Here is an 18,213-nt window from a genome sequence, read left to right on the forward strand (position 1 = left end):
GACATGTTTTGAAAAAATTACAAGTAAAAATGAAATTTTTTAGAATTTAACACCAAAAACATGTTTAATTTAATTACAACAATAAACACCAACTATTAAATATAAAATCCACTTTAAAAGATATTTAAATTTTTACAACAAATACAAAGAACTAGAAAGAATAAATAATTTCAAAAAAGAATAAATCTACCATACAAAAAAAGAATTTTTCACATTTTTCGCCAAGAAAAATATAAATACAGGAGAAAAATAAATTTTATATCTACATTTTATTTTGTGTAATTATTCGCGTTGAATCAATAATACACTCTTGGTGTGTGATTATATCTAGCTCTCTTAGATTAGATGTCACAGTGTGCTTTATTATGGAATATACAGCATTCAAAGATGAGTCAGCGGCCTCCATTTCATCTTGCCCCATGAGTATTCTTGCTATGAACATCCCTGTAAACAGATCACCCGTTCCCGAAGGGCCATTTTGTAAAAATGGTGTGGTGTATAACGTTGCATCTTCTCGACGAACGACAAGTGTATGTGTTGTTTCTTTCTCACCAAAATCGGCAGACGTAATCACCACACAACGTAAATTGAAATCCCCCATGAGCTTGCGTGCAGCGGCAACCATATCATTATGGCTTTGACAAATCGAGCTTTGGCAACTTGTTGCAGTAAGTGCATCAAACTCAAATTTATTGGGAGTGATAATATCAGCAAGAGGCAACAATTTTTGTGCAATTAATTCTGGTATTCCCGCCTGGACAAAAAAACCTTTTCCGACATCCCCCATAACAGGGTCAAGGCAATATATTCCCTGAGGATTACAAGCTTTAAAACGCTTTACAGCTTTCTCAATAACATGCCCATTGTCCAGTGTTGCAAGATAACCGCTCTGAAATCCTGCACTTTCATGAAAAGCGCCACGTTCTTCCAGTCCGGAGAATAGATCCCGCAAAAGGTCACTCTCTATCGCCTGCCCATAAAAGCTAGAGTGCGCAGGATGATTGGATAAAATTGTCGTTGGAACTGAATGCACAGAAACCCCAAGTTTCTGCATCGGAAATGCCGCCGCAGAATTCCCAACATGCCCATAACAAACATGGGATTGGGCAGAGATAATTGATGGCATAACTTTTTCCTTACACGAATTCCTCAGGCATGACATGCCTCGCCAAAAGATCTTCTCCAAAAGTTCTTAAGACAAAAATTATTCAAGATAGCGAAACAGGAAAGTCTTCCGTTAGAATAGCTAATTTCATAACCTTTTGTTCATCAATAGTTTCAGCCTCTAACTCAACGACATAATCCGGAAAGTATTTATCGAACCAGCTCTTTACAGGCCCCAAAATACTATTCTGCAAAGAAATGCTCATTAAACCACTAACACGCTTTACATGCTTTAGATAAGCATCCTTTTGATCTCGCGAATAGAGACGCGTAAACAATCCAAGTACCTTGGCATGGCGCTGCGCAGAAAGAGCGTAGTACCACGACATAAAAGCCTCTCCCGCGTCACTATCCCGGTCAATTTCCATCGACTTGAGATAACGATTGATCATCCTTGTTCTTAACCCGTCATCAATATCACGGCGGGCATCTTCAACCAGAGACATCAGATCATATGGTGCAACACCTAGCACAGCAGTCTGAAAATCCAACAAACCGCATGATGCAATACCTTCACGTCCATCCAAAATCATAAGATTATCGATATGGAAATCCCGTAAAACCAAAGTCGTTGGTAGCAAGGGAAGCGACTGAAAAACCTGGCACCAAGCCGACACATAGGCTTGTCGCGCCCCAGCTGGCAAAGCTGCTCCCGTTATGCTCGGCATATACCAATCCGCCATGATAAGTGCTTCTTTTATCAAAAAGGCCAGGTCATAAGGCGGCATATCAATTTGGGCCAACTTGTCAGATGAATGCATTGTAACCAAAACATCAACAGCAAGTTTATAGAGTTTTTCTTCATCCCAGCCAGCATTCAAGAGTTTTGCGTAGGTATTATCGCCAAAATCTTCCAGCAACAGAAAACCGTTTTCAATATCTTCATGATGGATAACAGGGGTCGAAACACCACAGGATAATAAATGTCGCCCAACCTTTGCGAACACGGCGACAGGTTCGGCAATACCCGGCGGCGCATCCATAACGATCTTTGTCTCACGTCCCTTTGTCAGCCTGAAATAACACCGGGCCGAGGCATCAACAGGTAAAGCTTCAACAACAGCGTCTTCCCAACCTGCATTATTTATAAAAGCGATTCTCTGCTGTTCTCTTTGATCGGGGGTAATGCTCACCAATGGCTCCACTTAACAAAACACACGTATTCTCAATAGCTTTTCACCTTATATCCGAAAGAGAAAAGGAAAAACAGCAGATGTCATATTCAAGATATTGACAAGATGTATAGACAAGTTATTTTGTATATACATATTCCTGAGTTGGAAAGTTGAACAAATGAAAAAGAACACACGCACAATCCGCGCGCCACATGGCCCAGAACTTTCATGCGAAAGCTGGTTGAGTGAAGCCCCGCTTAGAATGTTGATGAATAACCTGGATCCGGATGTCGCCGAACATCCGGAAGAACTGGTCGTTTATGGCGGGATTGGCCGCGCGGCCCGAAACTGGGAATGTTACGATAAAATTGTCGAGAGCTTAAAGAAGCTCAAAGACGATCAAACACTTCTCGTACAATCAGGAAAGCCCGTTGGCATTTTCCCAACGCATTCAGATGCCCCTCGTGTTCTCATTGCCAACTCCAACCTTGTTCCAAACTGGGCTAACTGGGAACATTTCAACAAGCTCGATAAAGCTGGGCTGATGATGTATGGCCAGATGACCGCAGGATCATGGATCTATATCGGCAGCCAGGGTATTGTTCAAGGCACCTACGAAACCTTTGTTGAAGCAGGGCGTCAGCATTATAACGGCGACCTTTCTGGCCGTTGGATCTTAACAGGTGGCCTCGGTGGCATGGGCGGTGCTCAACCTCTTTCAGCAACGATGGCCGGTGCTTCTATGTTGGCGATTGAATGTCAGGAAGACCGCATTGATATGCGTATCCGCACAGGTTATCTGGACAAAAAATGCAATGATCTTGATGACGCACTCAACATTATCAATGATGCTGTTGCCAACAAAAAAGCAATCTCTGTCGGTTTACTTGGCAATGCTGCAGATATCTTCCCAGAACTCGTCAAACGTGGTGTACGCCCTGATATCGTAACGGACCAAACCTCGGCACATGATCCCCTTAACGGATACCTTCCACAAGGTTGGACCTGGGGTGAATATGTTGAACGATCTGAAAAAGATCCAAAAGGCACAACAACTGCGGCAAAAAAATCCATGGCTGTCCAAGTACAGGCCATGCTCGATTTCCATGCACAGGGCATACCAACAGTTGACTACGGTAATAATATCCGTCAGATGGCTTTGGAAGAAGGTGTTGAAAATGCCTTTGATTTTCCGGGTTTTGTTCCAGCCTATATTCGCCCCCTCTTTTGCCGAGGTATTGGCCCCTTCCGTTGGGCTGCACTTTCCGGTGATCCAGAAGATATTTATAAAACGGATCAAAAGGTCAAAGAACTTATTCCAGATGATCCACATCTGCACAACTGGCTGGACATGGCGCGTGAACGTATTCACTTCCAAGGCCTTCCATCCCGCATTTGCTGGGTTGGACTGGGACAACGCCATAAGCTTGGCCTTGCCTTTAACGAAATGGTTCGCAATGGCGAGCTTAAAGCACCAGTTGTCATTGGCCGTGACCACCTGGATTCAGGGTCAGTTGCCAGTCCGAACCGCGAAACCGAGAGCATGATGGACGGTTCTGATGCTGTGTCAGACTGGCCTTTGCTGAATGCACTATTGAACACAGCCGGTGGCGCAACCTGGGTATCCCTTCACCACGGTGGTGGTGTCGGCATGGGCTTCTCGCAACATTCTGGCGTCGTTATTTGCGCTGACGGTACAGAAGCTGCTGATAAACGATTAGGGCGTGTTCTCTGGAATGATCCCGCAACAGGTGTTATGCGTCATGCAGATGCCGGATACGAAATTGCTAAAAAATGTGCTCGGGATAACAATCTCGACCTTCCTATGGAGTCAGATAAATGAAATCACTAGTCCTGACACCTCGTCAATTAACACTCTCAACACTTCGCGCTCTTACATTTGATGATGTAAAGATCGAACTGGATCCAGCATGCAAAGCGCAAATCGCAGCTTCGACTGAAACAGTTCGCGATGTACTTAGAGATGGCAGAACCGTTTATGGTATCAATACCGGTTTCGGGCGCCTTGCCTCTACACGTATTGATGATGAACAGCTAGAAGAGTTACAGAGCAACCTAGTATTGTCCCACGCAACAGGTATGGGGCCGCTACTTGATGATGAAGTTGTTCGCCTTATTCTTGCTCTTAAGGTTACGTCGCTAGCCCAAGGCTTCTCTGGCATCAGACAGGAAGTTCTTGATTACCTGATCACCTTCTACAATGAAGGTCTTTACCCTTGTATTCCATCAAAAGGATCCGTAGGTGCCTCTGGCGATCTGGCTCCCCTCGCCCATATGTCCGCTTTGATAATAGGTGCTGGAAAAGCCCGTTATAAAGGCGAGATTATGCCCGCCAAGGAAGGTTTGGAGCGCATTGGATTAAAGCCTATGGTTCTTGGTCCAAAAGAAGGCCTAGCTCTGTTAAATGGAACTCAGGTCTCTACAGCCCTGGCACTTGTTGGGCTGTTCAGGGCTGAAAACCTGATGAATGCCAGCACACTTGTAGGCGCCATGAGTGTTGAAGCCGCCAAAGGGTCACATGTTCCCTTTGACCCCCGCATTCAAGAAGCCCGGGGTCAAATTGGACAAGCTGATATCGCATCTGTTTTCAGAACCGTTTTGGATGGCAGTCCGATCAATGAAAGCCACACAGACTGCTCAAAAGTTCAGGACCCCTATTCCCTTCGTTGCCAACCTCAAGTTCTCGGTGCCTGTCTGGATCATATGCGTTTTGCAGCAAGCATCTTCGAACGTGAAGCCAATGCCGTATCTGATAATCCATTGGTTTTCACAAAAGAAGGGGACATTCTATCAGGCGGCAACTTCCATGCAGAGCCGGTGGCGATGGCGTCTGACGTCCTCGCCCTTGCCATTTCGGAAATGGGCGCTCTTGCTGAACGTCGCATTGCACTCCTGATGGATAGCTCAATGTCAGGTCTGCCACCCTTCCTTGTTGCCGGAAGTGGCCTTAACTCTGGCTTCATGATCGCACAGGTTACCGCCGCAGCTTTGGCATCCGAAAACAAATCTCTTGCACACCCTGCCTGTGTTGATAGCTTGCCAACATCTGCTAATCAGGAAGACCATGTTTCCATGGCAACCTTTGCGGCAAGGCGTCTTTCTGACATGGCAAAAAATACAGCTGGCGTTTTAGCTGTAGAGCTTTTATCCGCAGCTCAAGGTATTGACTTCCTCAAACCGTTGAAGACATCACCAACACTGGAAACAGTTATGGAAAGATTGCGCAAAGATGTCGCCTTTTTCGAACAGGATCGATATTTTGCCGACGATTTGGAAGCTGCAGAAGATTTGGTTTGGGAGGGAACTTTCAATGCGATTTCCATCCCTGATTTCTTGCCAAGTTTTGACGAAACAGCCAGCTAAGCAACTTACAGGTCTTTCGTAATAAAGCTCGTTTCAAGATTTCATTGACACAAATACAGTGTATTTCCAAGTGATTTATAAATTTCCACTGGAAATACACTGTAAAACCATGCATCTATTAGTCCATTACAAATAATAACAAGAAACGATAAAGCGCCTTGGGCGTGTGGGGATTTATAATGGATGCTGGGAGCTTCGATAAAAAAGTACCTCTTTACCAAAAGGTAAAAGAGCACATTATTGGTCACATTCAATCTGGCCAATGGAAACCCGGGTTTCAAATTCCGTCAGAAAATGAACTAACCCAAAGTCAGAATATGTCACGCATGACTATTCATAGAGCCTTGCGAGAACTAACCGCCGACGGATGGTTGATGCGTGTTCAAGGTGCCGGAACTTTTGTCGCGGAACCGCGTCCTCAATCTGCCGTACTTTCAATTAAAAGTATTGCCGAAGAAGTCAGATCCCGAAATAGCCAATATAGTAACGACGTTATACTTCTCGAAGAAGAACAAGCGTCAGCCTATATCGCAGGCGTTATGGAGCTTGAATTAAACGCACCTGTTTACCATTCGATTATCGTTCACAAGGAAAACGGTACGCCAATTCAACTTGAGGATCGTTTTATAAACCCCGCCTCTGCCCCAGATTATCTCAAGCAGGATTTTAGGGATATCACCCCTTATGATTACCTGGTGAAAGTCGCCCCATTAGATAATGCAGAACATACCATCTTTGCTATTGCGCCAGAAGAAAATCAGGCTGAGTTACTGCAAATCCCAGAAATAACGCCTTGCCTCTTATTAAGGCGGCGTACGTGGTCGGAAGGACAAACGGTTACCTATGCCAAGCTTATCCATCCCGGTGATCGATATAGTTTGGGTGGAACATTTCAGGGCTAAGAAGCACTATGAAATAATCATTTCGAAGTGGCGATAAGTTACAAACCCTTTTTGAGATCTCTCATCAAAAATCGGGCAGGATGTATTGCGTCTCTTATTTGGTCCGGAATTGGCAAAGCATCACAACCGCTTATCAATTTGACGAGGTAGTTTGCCATCAGAGGTGCTGTCAAAAATCCGCGAGAACCAAAGCCTACAGCACAAAACAAATTTTCGTAATACTCTCCCGGTGGCCATGAAGGCTTACTTTTCAATCCATTTTTCAGGCCAGCATAATCATGACGATATTGCTGTTCCTGGTAGACAGGACCGACAAGAGGAAGACGATCAAAAGTTGTTCCCCGAACAGATGTCCGTCCATCCAAATCATCCGGATTTATTTGCCCAGAAATATTCGGCACAATTTCATTTAAAAGTGACAAATTATGATCATGACGTTCTGCTGTAACAGATCTGTTTTCAGCTTCATCATAGCAATAAAGCCGCTCAAAAGTAGCTCCAAAGACGTGTTGTCCATTGATAGCAGGCGTTATATATCCGCTGCCATTAACAATGGTTTTTAGACTTCTGCTGATCTTGTTAGATGGGCAAGTACTGACCTGTCCCCTGTTCATAATCACAGATAAGTTTTCAGATTGAGTAAACTTCCTGACATTAAATGCATTCGCAAGAACCACGCTATCAAATTTCAGGTCCTCACTGGTTCCTGAAATTGAGAGTTTCCATTTACGCAGTCCTTGATCTGTAAACTGCTCTAGCGATGCAACCTCGCAATTGAGCCGAACATCAATTTCACGGGTCAAGGCCACAGCAAGAGCCGTCGTATTAAGACACCCGGCGTTCGGATACCAAACACCCTGTGAGGTCAAATCAATACCTGCGATTTCAGAAGCCCGATTAGCATCAACAATAGAGAAATGATCTTGCGGGAGAACATTAGAAGCCACAAAGGACTGCCGACGCTGAAGTTCTTTGTCATCACCAATAAGATCCAAAGATCCGCACTGATGATGCCAAATTTCCTGCCCCGTTTGTTCTTCTAGTTTCCCGTAGAACCTCAAAGCAAAGAGATAACAAGATGCCAAATACTGTCCCAGTATCGTAGCATTACGCATCAACTTTGGTTCAAATACCGCAGCCGGATTTCCTGACGCCCCTTCGGCAACAGAAGGAGCCTTATCAATCAAAGTAACATCGACACCTGCACGTGACAGGCTATAGGCCAGGCAATTCCCGACAATTCCAGCGCCAACAACGGCTACTTTTTTAGGTTTGTTTTGTACTTTTGGGATATCAAACCAAGGTAGAGATCCCGGATAAAATTTTCTTTTATCTTCATTAGCTTTATCAGGAGAAAACACCCCAACAATGCGTTCACGTTTAAAAGCGTAACCTTTGCACCTTTCAATCTTAAAGCCAGCATCTTCTAGTCCACGACGAACATGTCCAGCCGCTGTAAAGCTGGCCAACTTTGTACCGGATTTGGATTTCGTCGCCAGCAGTTCATAAATCTCTGCATTCCACATGTCGGGATTTTTCTTAGGAGCAAAGCCATCTAAAAACCAGGCATCAGCCTGTCCCGAAAAACGCGTTAGAACTTCCTTAACGTCGCCAAAGAGAAGAATAAGCGTCACATTATCCTGCTCAAACTCTAGCGTGTGAAAACCTGAACTTAGATCTGGATAAGCCTTAATGAGCGCATCACGGATTTCTCCAAGCTCATCCCAAGGCTTCAACGATTTTTGCAGCTGAGTACGGCTGAGAGGAAAACCTTCAACGGAAACAAAGGTTAACTGTTGACCTGGCCGAGATGTTTTTTTCCACTCTTGCCAAGTAACTAAGAAATTTAATCCCGTTCCGAACCCTGTTTCACCGATAACTGTACTCTGTTGATCTTTCCAAAGTTCACTGCCTCCAACAGCGTTTAGAAAAACAAACGCGCTTTCCGCTAATCCATTAGAAAGGGAATAATACACATCATCATATTTGCGAGATACCGGAACAAGATTATCCCGCCATTCAAGCTCGGCTTTATGAAATTCAGTCATACAAAAACTCATCAAAGGAGATTATGACTTTTAACTTTTTGAGATATTAAAGAAAAGCGTTGTGAACAGAAAATAAAAAAGCCAGCTACCCTTAAGGTAGCTGGCTTTCAAAAATAAATGTTATCCTAGTTACCAAAGAGTTTTTGCAAAGCCTCTTTTGGCTTTTCAATTACTTCTTCAACCCCACCGGCATCATCACCATCGCCAAGAGGTAACTTTACGCCACCTTCGCCACTGGTAACTCCCTCGATAAGAGCTGATGGATCTTTCAGCTGATCAGTCAAGGCTCCGGCTAGATCAGGAGCAACTTTAGGATCACTCCAAGAGCCCGTAATCAGTAATGGCACTGCAAGCCCCTTGGCACCACTATCTCCACCTTGGCCTTCAAGATCACCGACAAGCTTTGGCTCTAAACGGTAATCCAAGGTTTTAGGTGGCATTGGAACAGTTCCTTTGCCAGACAGTCTGAACAAAGGTGCAATCATGCTCAAATCCTGATTATTCACAACGCCCTGCTGGATTGTATAGGTACCAGATAGCTCTGCAAAATCAGTAGATTGAGCTTCATCAAAAGAATTCTGCAAAGCATCCAAAGACACATTGCGGATCAAACCAGGGATATTGACGCCTTTGACAGCACCGTCCTGAAAAATGAAATCTCCGGTTCCGTTTAGATTAGAAACCATAGCTTTCTGAGAAGCCCCTTGTGTCGTCAGGTTTGCTTTGGAGCTGAGAGTTCCCAAAAGTTTTTCAAAGTCCGCGCTATCTGACAGCAATGGTTCAGCCTGAACACCGGAAAGGTCAAAATTAATCGCAGTTGTCGGAGTTGCTTTTGAACTATCCAGAACCACTTTACCACGGGCTTGACCGTCATATAAGGCAAGCTGTTTCAAATCTGCAGTTAACTTTCCACCCTGGAGTAGAATACCAAGCTCACTAACACCAATCGTAATCTTGCGAATTTTGACGCCTTCTGATTTCAGAGCCAAATCCGCATTCACAGATTTCAGTCCAGAAAAATCAATTGCCTCATCGCTCCAACCTTGATCAGCGCCAGCATTCTGTACCGCGCCTCCCCCATCTGATGTACTTTCAGAGGATGCGTCTTGACCACCAGATGTTTCGGGCGGCAAGTATGGCGTAATATCAAGAACACCTGTAGAAAGTGCCGCAACGATATTTGGAACACTTCCTGAGCTATCAATCTTTAAAGCGCCCTGAGCAGTCAAAGCGTCAAATGCAAGAGATACATCATCAAACGCAACCACAGAACCGTTGAGATCAAGTTGCCCTTTCACGGACAATGGACCAAAGGTCTCTTCACTTTGGCGCTCAATCGGAGCTCCAACCCAATCGGTCAAACCTTTTACAGATGGAACATCAAGATCGAGAGCGCCGGCAAGAGCAAAAGCACTTGCCTGTTGAGCAGTGCCATTGAAACTAAAGTTTACAGGTGATGAATTAACAGATGCTTCAAGCGCTGTGCTGCCGCCATTCATCAAGCTTTCAAGATTAGCAACATCCGCTTTCAGGTTAATCGTCTCTGCCTTCCAGTCCAATCGACCATCTAAAGACAAAGGCTCATTCAGAGCTTCGAGAGAGATTTCAAGGTTAAGTGCTTCAATATCTTCTTTTGCACCAGAGGCCAAATCAATGAAATGAAGCTCTCCATTTTCAATACGAACATCCCCTAGGGATAGCCCACTAAGACCGGCACCGCTTCCGCCATCAGAAGATTCAGAGTTTTCAGTAGTAGCCGTTTCATTTGCTGGCGCTTGCGTTCCCTCAAGCTCCCAGTTTGGCTTGCCTGTTTTATCAATCTCAAGATTAATAATTGGCTTCACGAGAACAAAACGATCAATAACAACTTCACTTGATAACAAAGGCATAACCTGTAACTCCAGCGCCATCTGCTCAAGAGTTACCATGTCTTTATTTTGTCCCTGCTCATAGTTTGCTAAAGCAACGTCATTGACCTCAATAGCAACAGTCGGAAATAGACTGAGAGAAATTTTCCCTCCAATTTCCAAATCGCGTCCCGTCGCCTCTTTCGCTTTTGCCGCGATTTCAGGCTTGTAATCTTCAAGAGAAATAAAGAGGGGAGCAACCAATAGAACAGCAATGACCAGAAGAACTAAGCCGCCGATTGATAAGAGTATTTTTTTCATTTTTAAGTCTCCATTACACGATTTGATGAAAATCATGCAAATGACACGATTATTGAAGGTTTAGACGAATAACAATAAGGCGGTACTCGCGTGAAGCCAGTACCGCCTTTTCATTCTGGCATTGATTAGCCAGACATGTGAATTACTTCACGAGTGTCACAATAACGCGACGGTTTCTGAATTCAGAGATACCATCACCTGTGTCAACCGCAGGAGCATTCTCACCAACGCCCTGACTTTGAACGATAGAAGCGGAAACCCCGTGACTTTCGAGCGCAGTTACAACTGCAGCAGCACGTCTGTTAGCCAAGTTCTGGTTGTATGCAGATGAACCCGCTGTATCAGTATGGCCAGCAACAATCACTTTAGATGGTGAGTGTTTCTTCACAGCCGCAACAATCACAGAAACTTCTGCCTGTGCATCAACAGTCAACACATCGGAATCGAAGTCGAAGTAGATCGCATATGGCGCTGGTGCAGCAGCAGGAGCTGGTGCAGGAGCTGGTGCTTTTGCCTTCGGTGCCATCGCAGCATCAACCTTGGCCATCGCAGCAAGGAAACCATCACGACATGCAGCGATGTCATCTGGTTGAATATTTTCTTCCTGTTCCTGGATCCAGCAGTCAAACATGACCTGTGCATTCGCAGCAGATGTCGGCGCAATGTCCGCAGCGCCATTTGCAAGAGCGGCAGCAAGACGATCGTGAGCAGAAGACAGATCATTTACGAACTCTGCGTCCAGATCCCAATTCGCGACGTCCTCAGGAGCAACAACTTTACCATCAGCAGAGGCCAATGCTTTGTCCGCGAACAGATCAGAATCACCCCAGTCCTGTTCAGATTTTTCATCGCCAGACAGACCGACATAACCTTTATAGAGTTCTCTTGTGAATGAAGAGCCTGTTGGTTCTGCATCACTGGCCATCTGATAACGATCAGCACAAGCAGACAAAGTTATAGCCGCAACACCGGCTACCAAAGCAAATTTTAAACCCCGCATGATATTCTCCCTTGAAGGTTTAGATATTCATTGAAAACGAGACAAACTACAAACAGATCCAGGTCCTAAATAATTAAGATCAATTCACACTCAATTGTAAAATATAACCACAAATAAGAATGAACAGACTACTGGTTCTTTCTCTAAAATACTAGGGACCACATTCCCAGCCCTATTATTTACACAGAGAAAATAACACAAAATCAGATAGATACCAAAAGGAATCAATACTTGTTGCTGTCAGATGTTCTCCCAAAGTTTGGTTGACACTAGAATATAACAAACAAAATATCAACCTGAAGTAATTAAAGCCTTTGTTTGTTTAACGTCTTGTTAAGAAGAATATAGATTTAGCTTAAAAACACATCTTGGTAAAATTACGTACCTGTATAACATTGTTTTAATTATATCTTTCCAAACCAGATATAGCCAAAGCTCTAAAGAGATTTTTTCGCAAAAAAGTCGCCTAAATCACAGGCAAGATGATGATAACTCTGGTTTCTGTAGGTATCTTCAGTAATTCGGATTACTAAACCGATAAGAGATAAAGGTGACAACAAAAACAATCAAATATGATAATATAAAGAAAAAAAGGTGAGGAGAAAATAAATGGAAACCCCTGAAATTGCAGATACTACCCCTGCAATAATAGAGCTTGAAGAAGGAAAAACATATTTTTGGTGTGCTTGTGGAAGATCGAAGAAGCAGCCCTTTTGCGATGGTAGTCACAAGGGAACCGGCTTTCAGCCTCTATCATTCTCAGCAGAAAAATCTAAGAAGTACTTTCTGTGCCAATGTAAACACAGCTCAAAAAAGCCCTTTTGCGATGGCAATCACAAGCACTTGCTGTAAAGATTAATTCTCTGAGTATCCAAACTCTTTAATATATCAGGACTGTTTCAGGCTATAACATTCATACTTTTGCCAATCGGCCTTCCCGATACCTGACAAGAGTTGCTCCTGTGTAAGCAGGCCTGATTGCGTATCCATGACCGAAACCACAGAAGCTGAGTTGATAGAGGCGGCTTTCAGTGCTAGCTCTTCCCCCTTACCAAGACCGATAAATGATGCAAATGTAGAGGCAAAAGAATCTCCGGCACCTGCAGTTCCCATAACTTTTGCTTTTTGTGCCGGGCAAAAGATAATTTGTTCATTAGTCCCCAAATAAGCACCTTCTTTGCCGTTAGTTACCAACAAACGTTGCGGTCCCAGGCTGCTAATTATTTGAGTAAACTCACGCAGCCCCATCATGGTACCAGAAACGCCAACGCCTTTTTTCAAGAGCTCCGGGAGCTTTTTGTTATCTGAATAGGCACAAGGTTGGACCGCATCGATTTCCGACTTTGCCGAGACAAAAGGCACCAGTTGCCCGGCCTCAACCTCGTTCATCACCAAAACGTCAATATACTGAAGAGAATTCCAGAAAGATTGTGTTCGAGAAGAAAGCTGGCGGATTCCAGGGTTAGCAACAACAAGACTACCCGCAGCCTTCGCCAGCTTCACGATCTTTGGAAAACAATCCGCGGATGCACCACTCAACCCGGTGACGTATGTAAGCTCAACGCCTTCGAACATCTCTGGCTTGATTTCATCCGGGGTAAGAAGGGTGTTCGCCCCACGGGCAACAAAGATAGTCGGGTTTCTGACATGTGATGAAACCATAACTGCACAGCCTGTGGGCAAATCTGCATTTGATAAAACCCATTGTTTACCAATGGACTTTTCGTCCAAACGCTTCAGAACCATCTGGCCTTCTATATCCTCCGCCAGCTTCACAACACAGGAAACATTTATCCCCAATTGTGCCATAGATACAGATGCGTTGATGGCACCGCCACCAGTGTGAGTTTCAATGTTTTCTGCCTCCACTTTTTTACCTTCTTCCAAAAGAAGAAAGTTTGTGATTGCATTATGCATTGTCATACGTTCGATCTCATCGTCAGATACTGAAGCGATAATATCGACAGTAGCCCCACCCAGTGTCAGTGCCTTCATCATACCGTCCTATTTATTAGTCTTGCGCCAGAGATTTGCCTACAGAACCGAGGACAGAGAAAATTTCGTCCAGTTTAGTTCCCAAACCTTGCTCAGCCTGACGCACCCATTTACGTGGGTCGTATTTGCTCTTTAGTGGCTTACCTGTTTCAGGATCAATCTGCGCCACAAATGCATTCTGGTTTGCATTAACATAGGCCCCAACAGGCTCGGAATAAGCGTACTGAAGGTCAGTATCGACGTTCATTTTAAAGACACCGTATGATACAGCCTCTTTAATATCTGATTCTGAAGAACCGGACCCACCATGGAAGACAAGATCAAGTGACTTTTCTTCCAGACCATAACGCTCTGCCATTAGTTTTTGAGAGTCTTTAAGAATTACAGGACGCAGTTTAACGTTTCCAGGCTTGTAAACACCGTGAACATTACCAAATGATGCAGCGACAGAAAAATCACCCAAAGGATTTAGCTGCTCATAAGCATAAGCGACATCTTCTGGTTGGGTATAAAGTTTTGGGTTATCCGCCCCTGTGTGCTCGGACCCGACGCCATCTTCTTCCCCACCAGTAACACCCAGCTCGATTTCCAGACTCATATCAAGGGGTGCCATTTTCTTGAGATAGTCAGCACATGTACCAACGTTATCTTCCAAAGACTCTTCTGAAAGATCGATCATATGGGATGTGTAGAGAGGTTTTCCGTTCTTTTCACGGAACTTTGCACCCTCTGCCAACAGGCCATCAATCCAAGGCAGGAGGCCGCGATTGGCATGATCCGTGTGCAAAACAACACAAACGCCATAGCCTTCAGCCAAAAGATGGACGTGTTGTGCCAAAGCAACCGCGCCCTTTACTTTACCTTCTAGGCCATCCGGGTAAGCTGCACCAGCGTAGAAGCCAGCGCCACCGTTTGATACCTGAACAATCACATCCGATTTGTTACGCGCTGCGGCTTCCAAAACGGCGTTAACTGTACTGCTGCTGGTAACGTTGACCGCTGGCAGTGCATAGTTTCCAGCCTTACATGCTTTTACGAGTTTCTCATAGTCCTTACCGGTAACAACACCCGGGCGAAGTTTTTCAGACACCGCCGATCCTCCCTGTTTTTCTATGTCACAAAACGCATCTTAGCGTTTCAAATGTACAACTTGACCACTTCGAACCGATTCATCCGCAGCCAAAACAATTTTCATACTGTTCACAGCATCCTGCATGTGAGATGTCAAATCTAAATCGTCCATAATGGCTTTTAACAGAAACTCCTGTTCTCTTTGACAGAGAGCATCATGATCTGGTTCATCATCCATTCGAATTAAATTATCTTTATGTGTGAAAGACTTATCGTCATTTAATTTTGATGAATGACACAATAAGGCCGATGTTTTGGTATGCGCATCAATATCATCAGATTCCATTGCCTTGTCTTCTGCCTTGTTTTGATCTTCAGCAACAATAGACACACATCCGTTAGGCCCAATGACATCCTTAACAAAAAATGCCGTTTCACTCATCATGGGCCCCCACCCCGCTTCATACCACCCCACAGATCCATCATCATATGTAACCTGTAGCTGACCGTAGTTATACATGTCAGGGTCGACTTCATCACTTAGACGAACACCGATAGCATGAACTTTAACTGGTTCAGCCTGTGTCATCAGACACATCATATCTACATAATGAACACCGCAGTCTACGATCGGGGAAATGCTTTTCATAAGCTGTTTATGAACTTGCCAAGTTTCGCCACTGCTTTGTTGATTGAGGTTCATCCGCATCACCAAAGGCTTTCCCAATTTTTGTGCTTGAGCAACAAATTCCTGCCATGAAGGATGATGACGAAGAATATAGCCTATAACGAGCTTAAGACCCTTTTTTTGCGCTGCTTCAATTACCCGTTCGGCTCCCGCAACCGTATCTGCAATTGGCTTTTCCAGAAAAACATGTGCACCTACCTCAAAGGCCTTCAAAGCATAGGCCTCATGAGTATCTGGCCAGGTGTTAATCGAGACAACATCAGGTTTTAACTGTTTAAGAGCTGCATCATAATCTGAAAATCGGTCATAACCGGAAAGTTCAACAGGTAACGGCGTGTTGTTATTCAGACTTCGGCTACAAAGTCCGACAATCTCAAACCCATCAAGATGGTGGTAGGCTTTGGCATGAGATTGCCCCATGTTCCCCAAACCAACAACAAGAACCTTTTGTTTATTACCCATTACCAATTCCCTCTGCCGATACCTCTAGGTTTTCAGACCATCCATTTCTGTATCTCGTCCATCGATCCAGGTCTCAAGGACAAGTCCAGAATCATCCAATGAAGCCATGGATGCTCTATAGCCCTTTTCAATACGCCCGAGTTCATTCCCCAAGCCAAGGAATTCAGCAGGATACAAAGATGCCATACGCAAAGCTTCGTCATGGGAAAGATTTAACATCTCAACGGAATTGCGAACTGCCGTTGCCATATCTAGATGTGCGCCCGCCAAAACACCTTCGGCCGTAGTACAACGCCCCTCTCGGCTATAGATTTTTTGCCCATAGAGTTCGAAGAAACCCTGATCACTGCCCACCGTTGCCATAGCATCTGTGACCAACATCATCTTCCCGTGTTTTTTGGCCTTAATGGCATTTCGTAACGTAGCAGGGTGAACATGATACCCATCAACAATCAAGCCACACCAACTGTCGTCATGATCCAGAGCGGCACCAACCGCACCCGGTTCACGACTGTCCATTGGTGTCATGGCATTAAATAAATGTGTAAAGCAGCTAAGTCCTTCGGAAAAAGCAGCTTGGTAATCATCGTAAACGCCTGCGGTATGCCCAGCGGCCACCAAGACACCACGTTCAACCAATTGTTGAATAGTTCCTGGTGTATTTTTTTCCGGGGCAAGCGTGACCAATGTTTTACCCCCCGTAAGACCAGATAGAAGATCCAATGCATCAGATTCCATAGGTCTTATTTTATCTTCCTGATGCACCCCTTTTCTAACTTGATTTAGATAAGGACCTTCCAAATGGATACCCAGTATGCCGGGCTCATTGTTATCAACAGTTTCCTGGACGGCAGAAATAGCAGATTCCATGATTGGCCGATCATCGGTAATCAAGGTTGGTAGCATACCCGTTGTACCATAGCGTCTATGTGCCTGAGCAATACATCGCAAACCGACTGGTGATGTATCCTGATTAAACATGACACCGCCACCGCCATTGACCTGCACATCAATAAATCCGGGGACCAATTTTGCGCCATTTAAATCCTGAATACGATCCACATCATCAGGAATTTTGATAGAAACCCCAACAGCATCAATAACTGCACCGTCTATAATGACTGTAGCACCATCTAACCACTCTTCCCCAGTGAAGACATGCGCATTGGTCAAGGCAGTTTTCATCAAACAGTCTCCGTTACTTTTTTCAAATGACGGGGATTATCAGGATCAAGACCACGCATCTGTGTAATTTTCTCAGCCAACACATAGAAACTCTGAATCATCACAGGCAACTGGCAAAAGGGATGAATATTCGTTTCAATTGGCAGAATACCTTTACTCAGGCTTCCTTCCTGAACAGTAAAGACCGCTCCACCCTTTTCGCGGAAATTCTCGGCAAGTTCACCAACCGAATCCCAAGACTGATCACGCTGCCTGAACAACAGGACGGGATAGCCATCTGCAACAAGTGACATTGGCCCGTGCTTGACCTCAGCGGCGCTGAAAGCTTCGGCATGAATATAGGATGTTTCCTTGAACTTCAGCGCAGATTCCAATGCGATACCAAATCCGGGTCCACGCCCGACTGTAAACAGATTGGACGATGCCGCCAACAACTCAACAGGTTCAGACCAATCTGCTGACAAGCCCCGATCCAGTTGATCAGGAAGCTTATCTAAAGCGGGTAACAAACCACTGTCAAAATTCCAGATTGCACTAAGTTGAAGTAGGGCTGTCAGAGACGCGATATAGCTTTTTGTCGCCGCAACAGAGTTTTCAGGTCCTGCATGAAGAGGCAAGAAACAATCAGCCAAAGCCACTAATGGGGATGTTGCATCATTACAGATACAAAGAACAAAAGCGCCTTGGTCTTTCGCCTGTTGCGTCGCCTGTACCAAATCGGGACTACGTCCGGATTGAGACACGGCAATAAACAAACTGTCTTGAAGCTTTAGGGTTCCCCCGTAAAGAGTGGACACAGACGGTGCGAAAGAAACCACCGGAAGACCCGTACCAATTTCCAATACATACTTTGCAAAGGCGCACGCATGGTCTGAACTGCCCCGTGCACAGGTGGCGATAAAACGGAACTTCTTCTCTCGTATTCGTCGAGAGAGATCCTCAAGAACGTCTCTGTTGGCTCTGAGTTGTCTTGATATAACAGCCGGAGTTTCGGCTGTTTCTTTTGCCATAAGGCTCACTGTATTAATCAT

The 18,213-nt window shown here is 44.7% G+C and carries 14 protein-coding genes; 4 read left to right on the top strand and 10 right to left on the bottom strand.

Annotated features, from left to right (window positions below; translation table 11 throughout):
• Window positions 1-262: 262 nt before the first annotated feature.
• Together pdxY and BKB51_RS06750 are read right to left on the bottom strand one after the other, a co-directional pair.
• On the bottom strand, window positions 263-1,126 hold the full coding sequence (gene pdxY, locus BKB51_RS06745; RefSeq protein WP_158090169.1) for a pyridoxal kinase: 864 nt from the start codon (window positions 1,124-1,126) through the stop codon (window positions 263-265).
• An 82-nt stretch (window positions 1,127-1,208) separates the two neighbouring features.
• A complete protein-coding gene (locus BKB51_RS06750) occupies window positions 1,209-2,297 on the bottom strand; it encodes an aminoglycoside phosphotransferase family protein (RefSeq protein ID WP_158090170.1) in 1,089 nt (362 codons plus the stop codon).
• Between the two features lie 160 nt (window positions 2,298-2,457).
• Between BKB51_RS06750 and hutU the strand changes: the two genes are divergently transcribed.
• The 3 genes from hutU (at window position 2,458) to hutC (ending at window position 6,565) form a co-directional block, all read left to right on the top strand.
• Window positions 2,458-4,122 carry a urocanate hydratase gene (hutU, locus tag BKB51_RS06755; RefSeq protein ID WP_085900363.1) on the top strand — a complete coding sequence of 555 codons (1,665 nt, stop codon included), beginning with the start codon at window positions 2,458-2,460 and terminating at the stop codon, window positions 4,120-4,122.
• Window positions 4,119-5,663, top strand: coding sequence for a histidine ammonia-lyase (hutH, locus tag BKB51_RS06760; protein ID WP_085900364.1), 1,545 nt, complete (start codon window positions 4,119-4,121; stop codon window positions 5,661-5,663). Before hutU ends, hutH begins: the two co-directional genes overlap by 4 nt.
• A 179-nt stretch (window positions 5,664-5,842) precedes the next feature.
• The gene (hutC, locus tag BKB51_RS06765; protein ID WP_085900365.1) at window positions 5,843-6,565 is read left to right on the top strand and encodes a histidine utilization repressor; all 723 of its coding nucleotides are present in this window, start codon (window positions 5,843-5,845) and stop codon (window positions 6,563-6,565) included.
• Between the two features lie 38 nt (window positions 6,566-6,603).
• Here hutC and mnmC read toward each other — a convergent pair whose 3' ends face one another.
• The 3 genes from mnmC to BKB51_RS06780 form a co-directional block, all read right to left on the bottom strand.
• The gene (gene mnmC / locus BKB51_RS06770; protein WP_158090171.1) at window positions 6,604-8,613 is read right to left on the bottom strand and encodes a bifunctional tRNA (5-methylaminomethyl-2-thiouridine)(34)-methyltransferase MnmC2/FAD-dependent 5-carboxymethylaminomethyl-2-thiouridine(34) oxidoreductase MnmC1; all 2,010 of its coding nucleotides are present in this window, start codon (window positions 8,611-8,613) and stop codon (window positions 6,604-6,606) included.
• Window positions 8,614-8,738: 125 nt separating this feature from the next.
• Window positions 8,739-10,781: an AsmA family protein gene (locus BKB51_RS06775; protein ID WP_158090172.1), complete on the bottom strand. Its 2,043-nt coding sequence runs from the start codon at window positions 10,779-10,781 to the stop codon at window positions 8,739-8,741.
• Between the two features lie 142 nt (window positions 10,782-10,923).
• The gene (locus BKB51_RS06780; protein WP_085900368.1) at window positions 10,924-11,781 is read right to left on the bottom strand and encodes an OmpA family protein; all 858 of its coding nucleotides are present in this window, start codon (window positions 11,779-11,781) and stop codon (window positions 10,924-10,926) included.
• Window positions 11,782-12,390: 609 nt separating this feature from the next.
• On the opposite strand from BKB51_RS06780, the gene BKB51_RS06785 reads away from it, so the two are divergent.
• A complete protein-coding gene (locus tag BKB51_RS06785; RefSeq protein ID WP_085900369.1) occupies window positions 12,391-12,633 on the top strand; it encodes a CDGSH iron-sulfur domain-containing protein in 243 nt (80 codons plus the stop codon).
• 36 nt (window positions 12,634-12,669) lie between these two features.
• On the opposite strand, the gene BKB51_RS06790 is transcribed toward BKB51_RS06785, so the two are convergent.
• The 5 genes from BKB51_RS06790 to BKB51_RS06810 are packed head-to-tail and all read right to left on the bottom strand — an operon-like array spanning window position 12,670 to window position 18,213.
• The gene (locus tag BKB51_RS06790; RefSeq protein ID WP_085900370.1) at window positions 12,670-13,779 is read right to left on the bottom strand and encodes a carbohydrate kinase family protein; all 1,110 of its coding nucleotides are present in this window, start codon (window positions 13,777-13,779) and stop codon (window positions 12,670-12,672) included.
• Between the two features lie 13 nt (window positions 13,780-13,792).
• Window positions 13,793-14,866 carry a class II fructose-bisphosphate aldolase gene (fbaA, locus tag BKB51_RS06795; RefSeq protein ID WP_085900371.1) on the bottom strand — a complete coding sequence of 358 codons (1,074 nt, stop codon included), beginning with the start codon at window positions 14,864-14,866 and terminating at the stop codon, window positions 13,793-13,795.
• Between the two features lie 39 nt (window positions 14,867-14,905).
• Complete coding sequence (locus BKB51_RS06800; protein WP_085900372.1) at window positions 14,906-15,997, bottom strand: Gfo/Idh/MocA family protein; 1,092 nt, start codon at window positions 15,995-15,997, stop codon at window positions 14,906-14,908.
• 24 nt (window positions 15,998-16,021) lie between these two features.
• Complete coding sequence (gene nagA, locus BKB51_RS06805) at window positions 16,022-17,182, bottom strand: N-acetylglucosamine-6-phosphate deacetylase (RefSeq protein WP_085900373.1); 1,161 nt, start codon at window positions 17,180-17,182, stop codon at window positions 16,022-16,024.
• Window positions 17,182-18,213 (bottom strand): SIS domain-containing protein, encoded by a 1,032-nt coding sequence (locus tag BKB51_RS06810; protein ID WP_085900374.1) that lies wholly within the window; start codon window positions 18,211-18,213, stop codon window positions 17,182-17,184. The genes nagA and BKB51_RS06810 overlap by 1 nt, the downstream gene beginning before the upstream one ends.

Source organism: Kiloniella majae (assembly GCF_002118315.1).
Taxonomy (GTDB): Bacteria; Pseudomonadota; Alphaproteobacteria; order Kiloniellales; family Kiloniellaceae; genus Kiloniella; species Kiloniella majae.

Excerpts from the sequence above, each read along its gene's own strand:
- pdxY (WP_158090169.1), bottom strand. The coding sequence starts at position 1,126 with ATGCCATCAATTATCTCTGCCCAATCCCATGTTTGTTATGGGCATGTT.
- hutU (WP_085900363.1), top strand. The coding sequence starts at position 2,458 with ATGAAAAAGAACACACGCACAATCCGCGCGCCACATGGCCCAGAACTT.
- hutH (WP_085900364.1), top strand. The coding sequence starts at position 4,119 with ATGAAATCACTAGTCCTGACACCTCGTCAATTAACACTCTCAACACTT.
- hutC (WP_085900365.1), top strand. The coding sequence starts at position 5,843 with ATGGATGCTGGGAGCTTCGATAAAAAAGTACCTCTTTACCAAAAGGTA.
- mnmC (WP_158090171.1), bottom strand. The coding sequence starts at position 8,613 with ATGACTGAATTTCATAAAGCCGAGCTTGAATGGCGGGATAATCTTGTT.
- BKB51_RS06775 (WP_158090172.1), bottom strand. The coding sequence starts at position 10,781 with ATGAAAAAAATACTCTTATCAATCGGCGGCTTAGTTCTTCTGGTCATT.
- BKB51_RS06780 (WP_085900368.1), bottom strand. The coding sequence starts at position 11,781 with ATGCGGGGTTTAAAATTTGCTTTGGTAGCCGGTGTTGCGGCTATAACT.
- BKB51_RS06785 (WP_085900369.1), top strand. The coding sequence starts at position 12,391 with ATGGAAACCCCTGAAATTGCAGATACTACCCCTGCAATAATAGAGCTT.
- BKB51_RS06790 (WP_085900370.1), bottom strand. The coding sequence starts at position 13,779 with ATGATGAAGGCACTGACACTGGGTGGGGCTACTGTCGATATTATCGCT.
- BKB51_RS06800 (WP_085900372.1), bottom strand. The coding sequence starts at position 15,997 with ATGGGTAATAAACAAAAGGTTCTTGTTGTTGGTTTGGGGAACATGGGG.
- nagA (WP_085900373.1), bottom strand. The coding sequence starts at position 17,182 with ATGAAAACTGCCTTGACCAATGCGCATGTCTTCACTGGGGAAGAGTGG.
- BKB51_RS06810 (WP_085900374.1), bottom strand. The coding sequence starts at position 18,213 with ATGATTAATACAGTGAGCCTTATGGCAAAAGAAACAGCCGAAACTCCG.